We start from the raw sequence: 17,762 nt of genomic DNA on the forward strand, positions 1-17,762 counted from the left end.
AGGGTTTCCTTATTTATCCCAGCTAAAACGGCGCGCCAGCAGCATCAGCGCTTGCTCAAGTAGCAGCCCGACGACACCAATCACCACGATGGCGATCAGGATGTTTTCTACGTTGAGGTTGTTCCACTCGTTCCAGATCCAGAAACCGATGCCGAGGCCACCGGTCAGCATTTCAGCGGCAACGATCACCAGCCATGCGATGCCCATCGACAAACGCATGCCGGTTAATACCGCAGGCAGCACCGCCGGGAACAGAATGCGGCGCATCACCGTCCACTCATTGAGTCGTAGCACGCGCGCAACGTTGAGGTAATCTTGCGGAATACGCTGCACCCCTTCGGCGGTATTGATCACCATCGGCCAGATTGAGCAGATGAAGATGGTCCAGCTTGAGGCCGGTTCGGCACGTTGAAACAGCAACAGGCCAATCGGCAACCAGGCAAGCGGACTGACCGGACGCAGCAGCGCAATGATCGGATTGAACATGTGCGCGACAAAACTGAAGCGGCCAATCAGGAAGCCTGCGGGAATGCCCACCAGCGCTGCCAGGGCAAAGCCAATCGCCACACGTTGCAACGACGCCACCACGTTCCAGCCAATGCCCTGATCGTTGGGGCCGTTGTTGTAGAACGGATCGGCAAACAGCGTGACGGCAGCCTGCCAGGTGGCATACGGCGTGGGAAAGCCTTTGCTCGACATTGATGCCAGTTGCCAGACAAACAGCAGCAGAATGATGCCGAAGCTGGCGGGGATCAGCCGTTGCAGCAGTGGACGTAACCGACGTTGACGCCGACGCGGTGCGGGTGCCACCTTGAGCGCAATCACCTGTGCAGGTTGCGCGGTAATTGGCGCAGAGTGGAGCGTGCGTGCTTCTGATTTCATCATGACCTCGCTTAACTGCGTTTAATGGCAAAACTGTCGGCATAGGCTGCGGGATCGCTGCCGTCCCACACTTTGCCGTCGAACAGCGTACTGCTGCGCATGTCGCTGCCTGGCACGGCGATGCCGCCCACCGCGCTGGCAGCCTGTTTGTAGATAACGATGCGGTTAATCTGACGCGCCACTGCGGCATAATCTGGCTCGGCTTTCACCATCCCCCAGCGCTTCATCTGCGTCAGGAACCACATACCGTCGGAAATCCACGGGAAACTCACTTCGCCGTCGTGGAAGAAGCGCATGCCGTGCGCGTCCTGCCAGCGCTGACCGAGGCCGTTTTCATAGTGACCCAGCATGCGGCCCTCCAACGTTTCCACTTTGGTATTGATCCACGCGCGGCCAGCGAGAACCTGCGCGGTCTCTTTGCGGTTATCGTCAGAAGCGTCGATCCAGCGTGCGGCTTCCAGCACGGCGGCGGTTAGCGCACGCGCGGTGTTCGGGTTCTGTTGCACCCATGCCGCGCGTGTGGCGAGAATTTTTTCTGGATGATCCGGCCAGATTTGCTGAGTGGTGGTCGCGGTAAAGCCGATGTTGTCGCTGATGGCACGTTGATTCCACGGCTCACCAACGCAGAAGCCGCTCATGTTGCCCATCTTCATGTTCATCACCATTTGCGGCGGCGGGACTACCACGGTGCGGACATCCTCAAAGGGATCGATACCGGCGTTGGCCAGCCAGTAGTAGAGCCACATAGCGTGGGTGCTGGTGGGAAAAGTATGCGCAAAGGTGAACGTCCCTTTCGCCTGGCTGGCGATCAGCTTTTGCAGACTGCCTGCATCGGTGACTTTCTGATCTTTCAGCTGATTAGCCAGCGTGATGGCTTGGCCGTTGTTGTTGAGCGTCATCAGATTGGCCATATCATGCTGCGGCCCGGCGATGCCCAACTGCAGGCCATAAATCATGCCATACAGCGCGTGTGCTGCATCCAGCTCGCCCGCAGTAAGTTTGTCACGTACCGCCGCCCAGCTGGCCTCCTTACTCGGTTGCAGCGTCAGACCATATTTTTTATCGAAACCTTTTACAGCCGCCATCACCACCGGTGCGCAATCTGTGAGCGGAATAAACCCGATGCGAACACTGCTTTTTTCAGGCGCATCGGAACCGGCGGCCCACACCGCATTGCGTAAACCCGGCAGTAAATAACTCCCGCCAACCACTGCACTTCCTACCAGAAACTGACGCCGTGACACCGTAAACCGCGTTTTGCTCATCATGCGCATCCTGAAAAAAAGGAATAAAAAAAGGCGTCCTTCCACCTATAAAACAGGGGGCCGGACGCCTTTATCCAAAGCACTCGCTTCACCGCCGTTGGCAAAACAAATGCGCAATGTCTGTAGGGTACTGCAAAGCCTGTGCCAAAAAATTTTTCAATGATTTATTAGGCGCAGAGGCAATAAACTGCGCGTTGAGCGCCGGATTTGCACTGTGCTGACGCACCCTACGCACAGGGTTTGTGCAGCTACCTCGTTCGGGTTATGCCTTCAACGTCGCAGCAACCGCCAGCACTGCCTGGGCAATTTCCAGCACGCGTTTGTTCTGATTCATGGCGCTTTTACGCAGCGCTTGCCACGCATCCTGCTCGCTGAAATGATGCTGCTGCATTAGCCAGCTTTTGGCTTGATCGATGATCTTACGTTCATCCAGTGAGGTGCGCATCATGGCCAGCTCATCGGCCTGCACCTGTAAGCGGTGTGCCTGTTCGCGGATCAGGGTTAACACCGATCGACCCAGTTGTGGCGCAAGGCCATTGCTGTCGAGTGTGGTTTCGCTGCCGGAGAGCCAGCTGGCCCCAGCGACATATAACGAGAAACTGGCATCTTCCGTCGGTGCGAGAGCCGGATGGTCTGCCTGTTGCGCGGCAGCAATCGCGCGCTGGCAGCTGCGCATCAAGGTGGCACACAGCGTATCTTCGATCTGCTTCATCTGATCAAGCCGCGTGCTAAGCAGCGTAAACCACAGCAGTACGCCATTTTCGCCACACTGCGCACCGGTACAAGCGATGCGTCGCAACCGCTCAATCTGGCTGCCTGCATCGGCTATCACGCGCCAGCGCTGCAGGTTCTCGGCATCAGCAAACTGACTGAAAGTGGCAAAACTCTGTTCCTGGGCATCAATCAACGCCTGAATGCACTGCCGCTGTGCCTCGCTAAATTCACCCGCAGCAAATCCTGCAGAACCGGTGGCGCGTTCTTGTCCCGCTAGCTCTTTACCCTGCATAAAGCTGAATAGCGCGATGAGCGCACGTGAGATATCCGGCTCGCTGGCGGTGTCCGCCGCTTCAAACACCAGATTAAGCAGAGTGCAGATAATGTGATTAAAGGCGTCCATCGCCTGGGCTTGCGTTACGCTGCGGTTGTGCACCTGCTGACGTAGCGCCGTTAAGCCGTCTAGCGCCTGCAGCGCAGTGGCGATCAACATGCAAAAACGGCTATAGCCGGGCTGTGCCTCTGCCTCCGGCAGTACCGCCATCGCACTTCGCTCGCGCTGCTCTACCTCCGCCGCACGCTGCTTGAGCTCCGCACCAAACAGCCGGCCTGCCGAGCAAAGCCAGATATTGCTGGCACCTCGCTCACGCTGCAGCACGTGAATAAGCTCGCTGATGGCGGTGATTTGCTCACCGGTACGCAGCAAACGTTGCAAGCTGGCAATTTCACTGGCGCGACTGGCACGCAGGTACTCTAAAGCCCGATTCATTGCTATCTCCTGCCCATTACCGGTTAAAGCAGTTAATTAAGCAAAACCCGTGCCGTACCAGGATAAATAACGGCAGAATCGGGCGCGGAAATTCCGAAATTAAGAAAATTGTTTCCCTGGGCAATCTTTTTTATTTCACATAAATAGATTAATCTTATTTACCATTTATGATTGGCACTAGCAGTCACCAAAAGCCGTTACGCCAACGTGTATCGCTTACCGCACCGAATAAATTAACTGAGCTTATCTATCACCGTGACTATGTGTTTTATATCATCGGCCTGCGCTGCTTTTTCGCCCGCTAGCACGGGATTTCGAGTGGTGCAATGGTTTGAATTCTCAAAAGTCTTAGGTAGACTTAGTTCAGCACTATCTTTCTGTAATCTGTCTGTTTTTTTGATGGCTTTCTTGCTGCCTAATCTGCCTGCCTAACCGGCCCGTGCCGCAGATTACTCTGCAGCTAATCTGATGAAATTTGAGGATCATGGTGAATAAGAGTCTCGTGCTTGTCTTACTCGCGGTGTTAAGTCTGGCTGCTTGTAAAGCGCCACCGCCGCCCGTTACTGATGACACACTGGTAACCAGCGAAGTGAATGGCGTGCAACTGGTCCATCGTCATGCGGTGGCAGCACCTGCTGAGTTCACGCCGGTTAATGAGAGCTATCGCGCACTGTATGCGGCTTCCGTGATGACCACGCCTGATTTTGGTGGCAAGGTGGTGCGCTATCTCGATAACGCCAAACCGTTTGAAGTTCTGGGTCGGGTTGAACACAGCTGGCTTGCGGTGGCTGATGAACCGAATGGTCAGCTGATCGGCTATATTCCGCCAAAAGCCGGCGTGGAGAGCAGCCGTTATGACGCGACCATCCGTAGCGATCGTCCACGTCCTCGCCGTAACAGCAAACAGGTCTGTGTGGCCGTTGGGGGCGCCAGTAAAGCTTGTCGCACTAACGATACCGCGACCTGGATCTTAGACTGATAATGCAATCCGGCGCACAGTGCTTCTCGACATGGCTGTGATTTTCGCCCTTGCCTGGATAACCAAGATTTAATGACTCAGGATTCCCTTGCTCGCGATGGCATTGTCGCGGGCAATGATAACCTTTTGCTTAATGCCGCAGCACCGATTCTGAATGCCGTCGTCCGCATACGGCAGGCCGCCACGCATGACGATCCTGCCGGTTTGCGTCAGTTACTGATCGAAGAGATCCGTCAGTTTGAGCAGCGCTGTAAACAAGCGGGGCTGCCGTTTGAGATGATCATCGGCGCGCGCTACTGCCTGTGCAGCGTGCTGGATGAAGCCGCGGCGCAAACGCCGTGGGGCACGCGCGGCGTGTGGTCTGGTAACGGCATGTTAGTGACTTTTCATAATGAAAGCTGGGGCGGCGAGAAGTTTTTCCAGCTGCTTTCGCGCGTGTCACAAAGTCCACAGCAGCATCTTTGGCTGCTGGAACTGATCCACTATTGCCTGCTGCTCGGCTATGAAGGGCGCTATCGCGGCAGTGAGAATGGCCGCGTGCAGTGCGAAGCCATCCGGAAACGTCTGGCGCAACTGATTGCTGAAAACCGCCCGTCGAGCGCGAATGCCGCGGTACCGCTGGTGGAAGTGCATCCGCTGGTGAGCACCTTAACGCGTCCGATGGTGCCGCTATGGGCCTGCGTGACCTTAGCGACCCTGGTGGCCAGCCTGATTTATAGCGGGCTGAACTGGCGACTGGGCAACGCGGCCGAACCGCTGTTACGTACTATCTATCAAACTCCCTTGCCCCAAATCACGCCCGGCCGTCGCCCTACTTCGCCGCAGGCGCTGCTCGATCTCCATCAACGCCTTAATGATGTGATTGCCGCCGGTCAGCTGGAAGTGAGCGACGGCGCATTCGGCAGCAAAGTGATCATTCCCGCTGATAAACTGTTTTCCAGTGATGGCACCGTGGTGAATCAGGTGGGTCGCGCGCTTTTGGCCCACGTTGCCAGCGCGATGAAAACCGTCAAAGGCACGGTGCTGGTTTCGGTCTACACCGATAACAGCCCGGTCGACGGCCGTTTCGCCTCAAGCTATGAATTCTCTTTTGCCCGCGCACGCGCGGTGACGCAGCTGCTTAATCCGCAGTTAGCTGAAGGCCACAGCGTGAAAGCGGAAGGTCGCGGCGACAGTAATCCGCTGCTGCCGAATGACAGCAATGAAAACCGCGCGCGCAATCGCCGGGTGGAAATCACCCTGTTTGCGACACCGGAAACCCTCGGCAATCATCAGGGAGGCCAATGATGCGCGCATCACTGCAACATCTCTTAACCCATCGCTTACTGTGGAGCCTGATTGGCGTCACCGCGCTCAGCTGCGTGCTGTGGATGCTCGGCCCGCTGTGGAGCTGGGGCGATACGCGGCCGCTCGAGCCGGTATTGCCGCGTCAGCTGGTGGTGGGTCTGCTGTTCTTGCTGTGGCTGCTGTTCCAGTTTATTCCGGCGCTGTGGCGCGGCTGGTTCAACAGCAAGCTGCTTAATCGTTTGCAGCAGATGAGCCAGGAAGAGTTATCCGATCGTCAGGCTACCGAAACGCTGCTGGCGCAGCGCTTCAGCGAAGCAGCACTGCGCCTCAAGCGCACGCAATTTGGTCGTCGTCATCAGAAGAGCTGGCTGGCACGCTTTCAGAGTCACTACCTTTATCAGTTGCCGTGGTACGTGATGATTGGCGCACCGGGTGCCGGTAAAACCACGGCGCTGCTCAACGCCGGATTAGAGTTCCCGCTGACCGACAGCCTCGGCAAAGCGGCCATCCGCGGCGTCGGCGGTACGCGACATTGCGACTGGTGGTTTACCGACAGCGCGGTGCTGATCGACACCGCTGGCCGTTACGCCTTGCAGGAGAGTCAGCGCGCGCGCGACGGCGCTGAATGGCAAAGCTTTATCAACCTGCTGAAACGCTATCGCACTCGCCAGCCAATCAACGGTGTGATCATGACTATCAGCGTCTCCGATCTGCTCACCGATTCGGCGGAGGCGCGCCATGCGCAGGCCAGCGCGCTGCGTGAGCGCATGGCGGAACTGCATCAGCACACCGGCATTCATTTCCCGGTTTACGTGATGGTAACCAAAACCGATCTGCTTAAAGGTTTTATGAGCTTTTACGGCAGCCAGAGCAAGCCGCAGCGCGATGCCATCTGGGGCTTTACCTTTCCGTGGGAACCGGGCAAACCGCATAAAGATGATTGGCACCGCAGCTTTAGCCAGCAATATCAGCACTTAGAGCAGCGTTTGCAGCAGCAGTTGGCCAACGTGATGGCCAGCGAACGCGATTTGACGCAGCGCGCCGACAGCTTCCTGTTCCCGCAGGAGTTCAGCTCGCTGCGTCCGCTGCTGAATGAGTATCTCGACGTGGTGTTCTCCAGCCATCAGGAGCCAATTGCCTGGTCGGCGCGCGGTCTGTTCTTTACCAGCGGCACCCAGGAAGGTTTGCCGTTTGACCGCATCATGGGTGAGCTGAACCGCAAATTGCAGCTGCCGCATACCGGTGAAAGCAGCCTGGCAGCCTGGGATAGCGTCAATCGCAGCAGCCCGATTCCCGGCAATAAAGGCCAGAGTTTCTTTATCCGTGATTTGCTGAGTGACCTGGTGTTTCGCGAAAGCGGTTTAGCAGGCAGCAATCGCCACTGGGAATACCGTAACCGCCTGTTCCACTGGATTGGCTATGGCGTGCTCACCGGCGCCCTGCTGCTACTCTCCTGTTTGTGGCTCACCAGCTACGTACAGAATCAGCGTTATCTGGATCAGGTAGCTGAGCGCATTGCGCCGATCACCGTGCAAAGTCAGCAGGTGATTCATCAGCCCGCCGATAATATTTTTGATCTGCTACCCTTCTTAAATAACCTGGTCAAACTGCCGTTGTCTGAGCGTTTTTCCCTCGACAATCCACCGCTTACCATGCGCGTAGGTTTGTATCGTGGTACCCAGGTAAGCGATGCGGCGTGGGCGCTTTATCAAAATGCGCTTAAGTCTCTCCTGTTGCCACGCGTGGCTCAGCAGATCACTAATTTGCTGCGTGACGATCCAGGCAACGATAACGAATACAGTCGCAATGCGCTGCGTGCCTATCAGATGCTGTATCAGCCGCGCAATTATGACGGCGAGTTTCTGCGTGGCTGGCTGATGCAAAACCTGCAGCGTACGCTGCCCAGTGATGTCAGCGCGCGTGATTTGCAGCAGCTCGACTGGCATCTTAGCCAGCTGCTGGATCAGCAGATTCAATCTTCGCCGTATGCACGCGATAACGCATTAATGATGCGCAAGCTTGCGGAGAATCTGAAAAATGCCGGTGAAAGTAGCAATACGCTGGCGATTGCGCCGCATGCCGCTGCGCAGCGATTGACCAGACACAGTGAGTAATGGTGAGGTAACGATGCCGACACACACTGCGCCGGGCTGGTACGGCAAGTTACCGGCTACCGGCGATTTTTTGCGCCAGCGTCTGAGCGAACATACCGTGACGCCGTGGAGCCACTGGTTTCAACAAGGATTGATGCACTGGCATCAGCAGCCGGGAGCCAGCACCGCGCAGTTTTTGCAGGCGCCGGTATGGAATTTTGTGTTACCGCTTTCGCCGCTGCGCCAGCAGGTGCAGATGGGCTGTCTGCTGCCCTCGAGCGATCGCGTGGGCCGTGCCTGGCCGCTGCTGGCGCTGCGTAGTTTTCCACTGAGCCACTGGCACAGTGCGCAGCTGGCGATGTCCGGCGACTGGTTTCAGGAGCTTGGCGCGCTGCTGCTGCACGCGGTACGCGATCGGCTCAACCCCGATGCGCTGGAGCAGCAAATGCAGCATTTGTCGCCGCTGATGGTGCCGGATACCCAGCGCAGCGACATCATGGACGTGATTGGTTTTGAGGATTTGCCCTGCACGCTAAGCTGGCGTGAAGTGGCCGACAGGTTCGATCCGCAGCAGCACATCAGCTACTGGTGGAGTAATCGCAGTGACGGTTTTAGCCATGCCACGCATAAGCACAGTGGCCCGCTTACTGCGCAACTGTTTACGTTATTGTTTAACCCGGCGTCTGGTGCACAGCCGGGCCGCAACGGCCTCTATCCACCGATGTTTGAATAGGCCGCAGCGTTTGCCTTGTTAACGGGAAGACTCATGCAATTTACCATTGTGCAGTGCAATACGGATGTGCCGGCAAAAACGGTTGATTTCAAACCGCCCGGCGGCACCATCGGCCGCAGTCAGGATAACGATCTGGTACTGCCCGACGAATCGCGTGCGATATCGCGTCTGCAGGCGCTGGTACACCTTTCGCCGGAAGGCGAGTGCCGTTTAACCAATCAAGGCAGCGTCACCTCGGTGGTGCTGAATGGCGTCGCGCTGCAACGCGGTTCGCAAGTGGCGTTGCAAGATGGTGATACGCTGCAAATTGGTGAGTACGGGCTTGAGGTGCGCGATCCTAATAACCTCAACGCGAGTCGGGGCGATCCGCTGGCTTTTTTTGCCGATAACACTGACGATCCGCTTGGCATGTTGCAGCAGCCGGAGGCCATCCCCGAACCTGTCGCCCGCGCTGAGCGCCGCAACGATCCGCGTCTGGCTATCGACCCGCAAAGCGATGCGCCGACGTTACCGAACGTGTTGCCTGGTGCCAGCCAGGACAAGCTGATCGCCGCGCTGCTGGAAGGCATGGGGCTGAACAACGGCCAGCAAACCACCATCACCGAAGAGCAGATGCGCGTGACCGGCCGCATGCTAAGTCTGTTCTCGCAAGGCACCGTCGCCCTGCTCTCCTCGCGCTCGATTCTGAAGCGCGGCGTGAAAGCCGACATGACGATGATCCTCAATGAAGCCAATAACCCGTTTAAAATTCTGCCGTCGGGTAAAACCGTGCTGATGCAGATGTATCAAAGCCAGATGCCCGGCTTTATGCCGCCGGAACCGGCGGTGCGTGATGCGCTGGTGGATTTACAGGCGCATCAGCTTGGCATGATTGCCGGTATCCGCGCCATTATCGCCGCGATGTTGCAATCGTTTAGCCCGCAGCGCCTTGAAGAGGAGGCGCGTAAAGATGGCGTGTTGCCAAAGCTTGGGTTCAGCAGCGGTCGCAAAGCGGCAATGTGGGATTATTTCTCGCGCCACTATCAGCGCACCGCCGGTGAAATTGAAGATGACTTCCACACGCTGTTCGGCGAAGCCTTCCTGCATGCCTATGATATGGAAGTGAATCAGTACAAAGATTCTCAGACACGGACCGAAGACGCATGAAGATGATGTTTGCCAGCCGCTGCCAGCAAGGTATGCGCGACGAAAATCAGGACCGCACCGGCGCCGAACTGGACGATCACAAAGCCTGTTTTCTGGTGTGTGATGGCGTTGCCGGTCTGCCTGGCGGTGATATCGCCGCTCAGCTGGTGCGCGATACTTTACTGACGCAGTTACAGCACAGCGAGACCTTTACCCCGGAAAGCACGCGCGCCGCCATCGAACACTGCCAGCAGGTACTGATTGAGGCACAGGGAAAAAATCCGAATTTTTCACGCATGAGCACCACCCTCGCCGCGCTGTTTGTCGACCGCGAAAAACAGTGCGCATGGTGGGCGCACGCCGGGGATAGCCGGGTTTATCACTTCCGTCATGGAGTGCTGAATCAGGTGACGCGTGACCACAGTCTGGCCCAGCAGTTACGTGAGGCGGGCTATGAAAATACCGGCATTAACAGTAATTTACTCTATAATGCGCTCGGTGTGGAGCCTGCACGCCCGGCCACGTTTAGTGAGGTTATTTCACTCACCGATGGCGACGCGTTTCTCGTCTGCAGCGACGGATTCTGGCTCAATCTCACCACCCACGAAATGGAACTGGCACTGCGCATGGTAAATGCCTGCGAAGAGTGGCTGACTTTGATGGAACAAGCCGTTAACCGCAGTGTGAAAAGCGACAATCTCAGCGCTCTGGCAGTCTGGATTGGCGAACCGCAGGAAGCGACGCTGCTTTACTCCCAGGCTGATGCGGCACGTTTTCTGCCGTCACGTTATTGATCCAAGGATTCTTATGAAAGTGTGGTTGACGGGCTTCGCAACCCTGTTGCTGGCCTTAAATGCGCAGGCAGAAGATTATCGCGTGGTGTATTCCCCGAGCCTGTCATTGGAAGTCTATATCGATGACGTGGCCAGTAAGGCGCCCAATGACTGGTGTAAAGAGACGCTGCCGCTGCGCATCGTTTCCGGCAAAAGCACCGACTCCAGCATTTTAACCAGCTTCCTGCCGCGCGTCGGTACGCTGCTGGCAAATCAGTGCGGTTTACTGGATGAGCTGCCGTGGCAGATGACCAACAAAGAGGGCAGCGTACTGGCAAACGGCAGCGCGGCCAAACTGCAGAACTGGCGGCCGATCGTGTTAAACGATGCCACCGTCAGCGCCACCAGTACTAATGCGGCGCCACTCGATTTGTCGCGCCCGGCGGATAGCACACCGCTGCAGCATTTTGCGCTGCCCGGCGGCTGCCACTTCCGTACCTGGTGGGACGATAAAGGCGAATCGCTGTTTATTCCGGATAATCCACAACAGCACTGCTCTACGGAAGGCTGGCTGGAAGGCCCAAGCGACATGACGCTGATGAGCGCAGGCAAAGCGCACAAAGTGGCGCTCAACTTCTATCAGGGCTATCCCATTGCTGACCTGAAAATGAGTGGTCCGCCGCTGGAAGTGGTTTCGGTCAATAACCAGCGCATGATTGTTACGCGTCCGGATGCCGATGATAGCTGGCTGGTGCTGCCCTTTGATGCCCAACAACATGTGTGGCGCTTTAGCGGCACGCTATTAGTGAAGATGGACAAAACCGCTGACCAGGATAACGATGTTCTGAAGAAGCGGGTTGAAACATTACGCGGCGTTTGGTCGCCGCAGTTTATGCCACAGCAAAAAGTGACTGTGTTACTGATTGACACCCTGCATGCGGATCTCGCCGATCCGGCGATTGGTGCCTGGCGTAACATTAATTAATTAGCGGTCGTTGCCTGCCGTCAACCGTATGACGGGGCGCTTCAGGACGTGTTCAGAGAGTTCACTATGTCGGCAAACGAAAACCATACACCTAACGCCCTTCCTGCGGGCTACCGGTTTAATGAATTTGAAATCAAGGAAGTGATTGGCGGCGGCGGCTTTGGCATTGTTTACCGTGCCTGGGATCATCAGCTGGAGCGCACTATCGCCATCAAAGAGTACATGCCGGTGTCGCTGGCGGTACGCGCGGCGGATATGTCGCTGGAACTGCGCGGTGAGCGTTTCCATAAGTTATTTACCGCAGGACGCAACAGCTTTATTCAGGAGGCGCGCCTGCTGGCGCGCTTCAATCATCCCGGCTTGCTGCACGTATTGCGCTTCTGGGAAGAGAACGGTACCGCTTATATGGGCACGCTCTATTACAGCGGCATGACGCTGAAAGAGTGGCAGATCACCAGCCCGGACAGCATTGATGAAAGCTGGATCCGTCGCCTGCTGCCGCCGCTGTTTGGGGCGATTGATACCATCCATACCGCCGGTTATCTGCACCGTGATATCTCGCTGGATAACATCCAGATTCAGGAAAACCAGCTGCCGGTGCTGCTCGACTTCGGTTCGGCGCGCAAAGAGATTGGCAACCTTTCCGACGAAACTGAGATCATGCTGAAGCCCGGCTTTGCCCCGATTGAACAATACAGTGAAGAAGGCGAAATCGAGCAAGGTCCGTGGACCGATATTTATGCCCTCGGTGCGGTGCTGCACAATCTGATCACCGGTCATGCGCCGCCGGTCAGCGTGGTGCGCTGTATCGAAGATAACTATCAACCGCTGGTAGAGCGCCAGCCGGAAGGTTATTCGCTGCCGTTGCTGCACGCCATTGACTGCGCGTTAGCGATGAAGCCCGAGGATCGTCCGCAAAGCATTGATGCCTTTGCCAGTTTGATCGACCTGCCGGTCAGCGATGTCGAAGCGCTCTCGACAACTTTACCGACGGTGGCTGAGCCTCCTGCGCCAGCAGAGCCGGTCATGGTCACAACGGAACCGCAGGTTTTGGCGGTCAATCACGCTGCAGCAGCCGTTGAGCCCTTAACCCCGCGCAACGTGCGCCGCTTATCGCCTGGATTAGTGGCAGCCGCCGCGATTGCCATTCTGGCGGTGGTGGTGGTGGTATGGAAAGCGAATCGTCACAGTGAAGCGCCGCCCGTCGCGGCTACCACCGCTCCGGCAGCGCCTGCTGCTCAAGGCAGTAGCGCGGTGAGCAGTTCGCCCACGGTGGCAACGGTTTATCTGCGCTTGCAGGCGGGCGAGAATGTGATGCTGAATGGGGAAGCCAAAGATGTGAAACCTTCGAGCAGCGGATTTGCCTCGCTGAATCTGGCTGCCGGTAACTATCGCATCGAAGTGCGTAACGGCAACCAGGTTTATAGCCAATCACTGACCATCGATCAGCCTGGAACCTGGCTGATCAACCCCGCACAGTGATAAGTCTTAGCGCGCTGCGGAACTCTGCAGCGCTCTGACTTCTGCCGCCAGGCGCGTCAACGCCTCTTCCTGCATACCGCGATTACCCAGCTCCTGCTCCAGCGCATACAGATACTGTGCGTTGGTGCCCAGCGGGCCACTGGCTTGCGCGATAAGCGGTGCGATGGTGCGGCGGCAGGAGTCGGTTTCATACAGCGGATGACGCGGGTCCATGATGAACACCAGCGCGGTAACGTTGCGACCATCCTCCAGCTGCAGTTCGCACCAGGTGGGCAGATAGCAGCCGGTGATCATCTCACGCTTCCACAGCAACTCCAGTTCATCGTGCAGACGCGATTCCGGCAAACGGAACGCCAGCCCGCTGGTTGAGCCGCCCTCTTTCAACGCCAGCATGCGGCCAGGTGCGGTAACGGTGCCGCGTCCGGCAATCAGACGCAGACAAAAGGCGCGATGCCAGCCTTCTAACCGGCCCGGTGCGACTTCGGCCGCTTCAAAAATCGGATTCCACATCAGCGAACCGTAGCCAAAAATCCACACCGGACTTTGGTCAGGGCGACAGGCAAGCGTGGCAGAGAGCGATGCCGCACGCTTTTCGCAACTCCAGAACAGTGCTTCATCAATATCGCCAAATGATGTTTTACAATCTGCTTTTAATAAAAATTCCCGCGTTAACACTGTACCTCCTCTGCTGCACTGACATCTTGCCGGTGTGTTTGCTGAAAACTGATGTCTACAGGCGACGCGCGTTGCATCGACTTAAGAGAAGACATTAATTCATTTTTAACAAAAATTTCAAGATTGACCCCGATCACAAAAGGGAAATTCTGTGTAAATAGCATCGGCTGCCTGGCGGGGAACTTGAATGATGAGGGGAAATGGCGCAGCGGGCCGCATTAGCCCGCAGGGGAAATTAATGTTTAGGGTGCCACTTGTCGTCTTCACCTTTAGCGTACTCTTGCTTGACCGCTGACCAGGCGACTTTATGGGCAACCTCTTCGCGCGTGGCTCGGCAAGACATGACGCACGCTGTCCGGCAGCTCACGGTTTGATGAATAAGGCATAGTTCCTCCTGTTTCAACCCTAAGCGTTAAGCATGGAACATCTGCGCTAAAACGCAAACCCACACTTTTACTGGCAACAACGATAAAAGAGGGTTAAACCACTATAAAACAGAGCATGAAGGAGAATTAACGGGATGAATATCGTTAATAAGTGAGTTTGTCACTATCGCAACACAATGAATATGTGACGTAATCCTGCAATAACTCACTCTTTTGTCGTGTTATGTTTGATAACCGCTTTTAGTAAAATCGCGTAAAGTCACAGCAGCACAGCTGATGAAAAGTTACACTGCGTTGCGTCAGAAAACTCATTATATTTATCAGGCAATGATTGCCTGCTTGGTTCTTTTTTCCGGAGAGGATGGTAAATGCCTGCACATGAGAAAACCCGTCACACAGAGTACTCCCTGATTTTCCCCGTTGCTGCGCTGGCGGTGCTGAGCTTCTTCGGCAACCAGACAGCGCTTCTGCCGGTGATCGGCATCAACCTGCTGGCGCTGGTCGCCATCCTCTTTAGCGCTTTTAGCGTTGTACGTCATGCCGACGTACTGGCGCACCGTTTAGGCGAACCTTACGGCTCGCTGATTCTCAGCCTTTCGGTCGTGATTCTTGAAGTTAGCCTTATCTCCGCGCTAATGGCCACCGGCGATGCCGCGCCTGCGCTGATGCGCGATACGCTCTACTCCATCATCATGATAGTGACCGCCGGTTTAGTCGGCTTCGCCCTGCTGCTGGGAGGCCGCAAGTTTGCTACCCAGTACGTCAACCTGGCGGGCGTTAAGCAGTACATGATCGCCATTTTCCCGCTGGCGATTCTGGTGCTGGTGTTTCCCAATGCGTTACCGGGCGGTAATTTTACCACCACGCAGGCGCTGATTATTGCGGCCATCTCTGCGGCGATGTATGGCGTGTTCCTGCTGATTCAAACTAAAACTCACCAAAGTCTGTTTGTATATGAGCACGAAGATGATGGTGACGATCCGCACCACGGCAAGCCGTCAGCGCACAGTTCGCTGTGGCATACCGCGTGGCTGATTGTGCATCTGATTGCGGTAATCACCGTCACCAAGATGAACGCTAACCCGCTGGAAAGCCTGCTGACCGAGTTGAACGCACCGGCGCAGTTTACCGGGTTCCTGGTGGCGCTGCTGATTCTGTCGCCGGAAGGTTTAGGCGCGATTAGAGCCGTGCTGATGAACCAGGTGCAGCGCGCGATGAATCTGTTCTTCGGTTCGGTGCTGGCGACCATTTCTCTTACCGTTCCGGCGGTTACCATTATTGCCACCCTGACCGACCAGCAATTGGTGTTCGGCCTTGAGCCGCCACAAATGGTGATCATGAGCGCCGTACTGATTCTGTGCCATATTTCGTTCTCAACCGGACGCACCAACGTACTGAACGGGGCCGCGCATCTGGCGCTGTTTGCCGGGTATTTGTTGACGATTATGCTGTAAGTGACCGATCGCCCTTGCTGGCGGCCAGGCAATAAAAAAGGCGCCATCGGCGCCTTTTTCACATCTGATAACAATCAGTTGCTGGTATCCAGCTCTGGGAAACGCTTCACCAGATCGTCAATCGCTTTCATCTGCACCAGGAACGGCTCCAGTTTGTCCAGCGGCAGCGCGGATGGGCCATCGCATTTGGCGCTGTTTGGCTCTGGGTGCGCTTCAATGAACAGACCCGCGATGCCAACCGCCATACCGGCACGCGCCAGCTCAGCAACCTGCGCACGACGTCCACCGGACGCAGCACCGAACGGGTCACGGGTCTGCAGCGCATGGGTAACGTCGAAGATCACCGGGCTGTTGTGGGTGACATTTTTCATCACGTTGAAGCCGAGCATGTCGACCACCAGGTTGTCGTAACCGAAGTTGCTGCCACGGTCGCACAGAATAACCTGATCGTTGCCGCCTTCGACGAATTTGTCATAGATGTTGCCCATCTGGCCAGGGCTAACAAACTGAGGCTTCTTCACGTTGATAACTGCGCCGGTTTTCGCCATCGCTTCCACCAGATCGGTCTGGCGTGCGAGGAAAGCGGGCAGCTGGATGACATCAACCACGTCAGCCACCGGCTGCGCCTGGGAAGCTTCGTGCACATCGGTGATGATTTTCACGCCGAAAGCCTGCTTCAGCTCCTGGAAAATCTTCATGCCCTCTTCCAGGCCTGGACCGCGATAAGACTTGATGGAAGAGCGATTTGCTTTATCAAAAGAGGCTTTGAACACGTAGGGGATACCGAGTTTATCGGTGACCTTAACGTAATGTTCGCAGATGCGCATGGCGAGATCGCGCGATTCCAGCACGTTCATGCCGCCGAAGAGAACGAATGGCAGATCGTTTGCGACCTTGATATCGCCAATATTCACTACTTTCTGTGTCATGATCTTTCCTTATATCTTGTGACGCTTAGTGAAGCGTCACCTGTTTCTGTTCGATTGCGTGAATCTGCACTTTAATCATTTCGCTGACCGGGTCTTCAGGACATTGCTCAACGAAATAGGTCAAGTCGGTCAGGGCGATGTGTTCACACTCTAACTGCGCGTAAATCAGCCCGCGATCGCGGATTTCATAAGGATCGTCTGGATCGATCTGCAGCAGCACCTGGCTGACGTTCAGCGCCAGTTCCATCTGCTTCTCTTCCATCAGCGCGGATTTCAAGGTGTCGAGCATCTTGCGCATCACGTTAATGGTCTTGGCTTCATCGAGATCGTCGTTATACAGCTTGGCGGTTGGGCTGATGTTGCCCTTTAGCCACACTTCCAAGGTATGCGTATCCAGCGTCTCGCCGTTGAACGGATTGATCAGCCACATTTCGCCGTCGAGCCAGTCGGCACGCAGAATCAGCTGAGTGGGAAAAATCACCGGCATCAGCGGCAGCTCCAGCTCATCGGCGATATGCAGCAGAATCACGCCTAACGATACCGCGGTGCCCTGGCGGCTCTTCAATACTTTGTCAATCCACAGCGCATCGGAGAGATTGTAGACGCCGCTGGCGCCGCCAAATCCCCACTGGCGATAGAACAGCTCTAACAGCTTACCCAGCTGCAGATCGGCGTCCTGTTCACTGCTAACGAATTCACGGGCTTCATCAACCAGCGCGGCCAACTGTTGTTGCACAGAAGGCGCAGAAAAATCATTGCGTATGGCGCATGTGGCGCCAATCACCGCTTCACTCAACGGTGTTTCACTGTAATCGAGTTGCTCTGGCGAGGTCATACAATCCCCAATAACGGCATTTTGGTCATCGCCAGCTTAATCACAAACAGTAAAGCTACGATTGCAATCAGGCAGGCGATCCAACGTGTCCCCATTTTACGTGGGCGACGGCTCAATGCCACGGAACCTAAGGCGATGTAGATAATAACCGCTAACAGCTTCTCCGTCAGCCAGCTTCCTTGCGGGGTGAACGGATAAAAGTGGGTAATCATCACTAACAGCGCACCGCTTAACAGCAAAAACGTGTCGTTAACGTGCGGCACAATCCGCACCCAGCGGCGCTGTAGCATGGCTGAGCCGGTGCACTGCCAGTAAAAACGCAGCAAAAACAGGCTGATGGTCAGGGCCACGGTTAGCAGATGAAAATGTTTGATCAGGGGATACCAGCTCGCCATC

The 17,762-nt window shown here is 56.0% G+C and carries 16 protein-coding genes and 1 pseudogene; 9 read left to right on the top strand and 8 right to left on the bottom strand.

The window, feature by feature from the left end; genetic code table 11:
- Window positions 1-9 precede the first annotated feature (9 nt).
- The 3 genes from ntrB to PMI17_RS21700 form a co-directional block, all read right to left on the bottom strand.
- A complete protein-coding gene (gene ntrB / locus PMI17_RS21690; protein ID WP_007892849.1) occupies window positions 10-882 on the bottom strand; it encodes a nitrate ABC transporter permease in 873 nt (290 codons plus the stop codon).
- Between the two features lie 11 nt (window positions 883-893).
- Window positions 894-2,150, bottom strand: a complete 1,257-nt coding sequence (locus PMI17_RS21695; RefSeq protein WP_369751419.1) for a CmpA/NrtA family ABC transporter substrate-binding protein — start codon at window positions 2,148-2,150, stop codon at window positions 894-896.
- Between the two features lie 259 nt (window positions 2,151-2,409).
- Window positions 2,410-3,630, bottom strand: a complete 1,221-nt coding sequence (locus PMI17_RS21700) for a nitrate regulatory protein (protein ID WP_007892853.1) — start codon at window positions 3,628-3,630, stop codon at window positions 2,410-2,412.
- A 484-nt stretch (window positions 3,631-4,114) separates the two neighbouring features.
- Here PMI17_RS21700 and PMI17_RS21705 point away from each other — a divergent pair, with 484 nt between their 5' ends.
- The 8 genes from PMI17_RS21705 to PMI17_RS21740 all read left to right on the top strand — a co-directional run bounded on the left by PMI17_RS21705 (window position 4,115) and on the right by PMI17_RS21740 (window position 13,087).
- Window positions 4,115-4,609, top strand: coding sequence for an SH3 domain-containing protein (locus tag PMI17_RS21705; protein WP_180821976.1), 495 nt, complete (start codon window positions 4,115-4,117; stop codon window positions 4,607-4,609).
- Between the two features lie 72 nt (window positions 4,610-4,681).
- Window positions 4,682-5,896 (top strand): type IVB secretion system protein IcmH/DotU, encoded by a 1,215-nt coding sequence (icmH, locus tag PMI17_RS21710; RefSeq protein ID WP_007892855.1) that lies wholly within the window; start codon window positions 4,682-4,684, stop codon window positions 5,894-5,896.
- Window positions 5,896-8,010 carry a type VI secretion system membrane subunit TssM gene (gene tssM, locus PMI17_RS21715; protein ID WP_007892857.1) on the top strand — a complete coding sequence of 705 codons (2,115 nt, stop codon included), beginning with the start codon at window positions 5,896-5,898 and terminating at the stop codon, window positions 8,008-8,010. Before icmH ends, tssM begins: the two co-directional genes overlap by 1 nt.
- 13 nt (window positions 8,011-8,023) lie before the next feature.
- Window positions 8,024-8,722, top strand: a complete 699-nt coding sequence (gene tagF / locus PMI17_RS21720) for a type VI secretion system-associated protein TagF (RefSeq protein ID WP_007892859.1) — start codon at window positions 8,024-8,026, stop codon at window positions 8,720-8,722.
- Window positions 8,723-8,755: 33 nt separating this feature from the next.
- Window positions 8,756-9,868: a type VI secretion system-associated FHA domain protein TagH gene (tagH, locus tag PMI17_RS21725; RefSeq protein ID WP_007892865.1), complete on the top strand. Its 1,113-nt coding sequence runs from the start codon at window positions 8,756-8,758 to the stop codon at window positions 9,866-9,868.
- A complete protein-coding gene (locus PMI17_RS21730) occupies window positions 9,865-10,641 on the top strand; it encodes a PP2C family serine/threonine-protein phosphatase (protein ID WP_007892868.1) in 777 nt (258 codons plus the stop codon). The genes tagH and PMI17_RS21730 overlap by 4 nt, the downstream gene beginning before the upstream one ends.
- 13 nt (window positions 10,642-10,654) lie before the next feature.
- Window positions 10,655-11,605, top strand: coding sequence for a hypothetical protein (locus PMI17_RS21735; RefSeq protein ID WP_007892870.1), 951 nt, complete (start codon window positions 10,655-10,657; stop codon window positions 11,603-11,605).
- A 66-nt stretch (window positions 11,606-11,671) separates the two neighbouring features.
- Window positions 11,672-13,087 carry a serine/threonine-protein kinase gene (locus PMI17_RS21740; RefSeq protein WP_007892872.1) on the top strand — a complete coding sequence of 472 codons (1,416 nt, stop codon included), beginning with the start codon at window positions 11,672-11,674 and terminating at the stop codon, window positions 13,085-13,087.
- A gap of 6 nt (window positions 13,088-13,093) precedes the next feature.
- Here PMI17_RS21740 and PMI17_RS21745 read toward each other — a convergent pair whose 3' ends face one another.
- A complete protein-coding gene (locus tag PMI17_RS21745) occupies window positions 13,094-13,762 on the bottom strand; it encodes a gamma-glutamylcyclotransferase (protein WP_007892873.1) in 669 nt (222 codons plus the stop codon).
- A gap of 235 nt (window positions 13,763-13,997) precedes the next feature.
- A pseudogene (locus PMI17_RS25015) lies at window positions 13,998-14,148 on the bottom strand (ChaB family protein).
- Window positions 14,149-14,516: 368 nt separating this feature from the next.
- Between PMI17_RS25015 and chaA the strand changes: the two are divergent.
- The gene (gene chaA, locus PMI17_RS21750; protein WP_007892878.1) at window positions 14,517-15,602 is read left to right on the top strand and encodes a sodium-potassium/proton antiporter ChaA; all 1,086 of its coding nucleotides are present in this window, start codon (window positions 14,517-14,519) and stop codon (window positions 15,600-15,602) included.
- Window positions 15,603-15,676: 74 nt separating this feature from the next.
- Here chaA and kdsA read toward each other — a convergent pair whose 3' ends face one another.
- The 3 genes from kdsA to PMI17_RS21765 are packed head-to-tail and all read right to left on the bottom strand — an operon-like array spanning window position 15,677 to window position 17,761.
- Window positions 15,677-16,531, bottom strand: a complete 855-nt coding sequence (gene kdsA, locus PMI17_RS21755; protein ID WP_007892881.1) for a 3-deoxy-8-phosphooctulonate synthase — start codon at window positions 16,529-16,531, stop codon at window positions 15,677-15,679.
- A gap of 25 nt (window positions 16,532-16,556) precedes the next feature.
- Entirely contained in the window at window positions 16,557-17,366 is an 810-nt protein-coding gene (sirB1, locus tag PMI17_RS21760; RefSeq protein ID WP_007892883.1) for an invasion regulator SirB1, read from the bottom strand.
- Window positions 17,363-17,761 carry a SirB2 family protein gene (locus PMI17_RS21765; protein WP_007892885.1) on the bottom strand — a complete coding sequence of 133 codons (399 nt, stop codon included), beginning with the start codon at window positions 17,759-17,761 and terminating at the stop codon, window positions 17,363-17,365. Before PMI17_RS21765 ends, sirB1 begins: the two co-directional genes overlap by 4 nt.
- Window position 17,762 lies beyond the last annotated feature (1 nt).

Source organism: Pantoea sp. GM01 (genome assembly GCF_000282675.1).
Classification (GTDB): domain Bacteria; phylum Pseudomonadota; class Gammaproteobacteria; order Enterobacterales; family Enterobacteriaceae; genus Pantoea; species Pantoea nemavictus.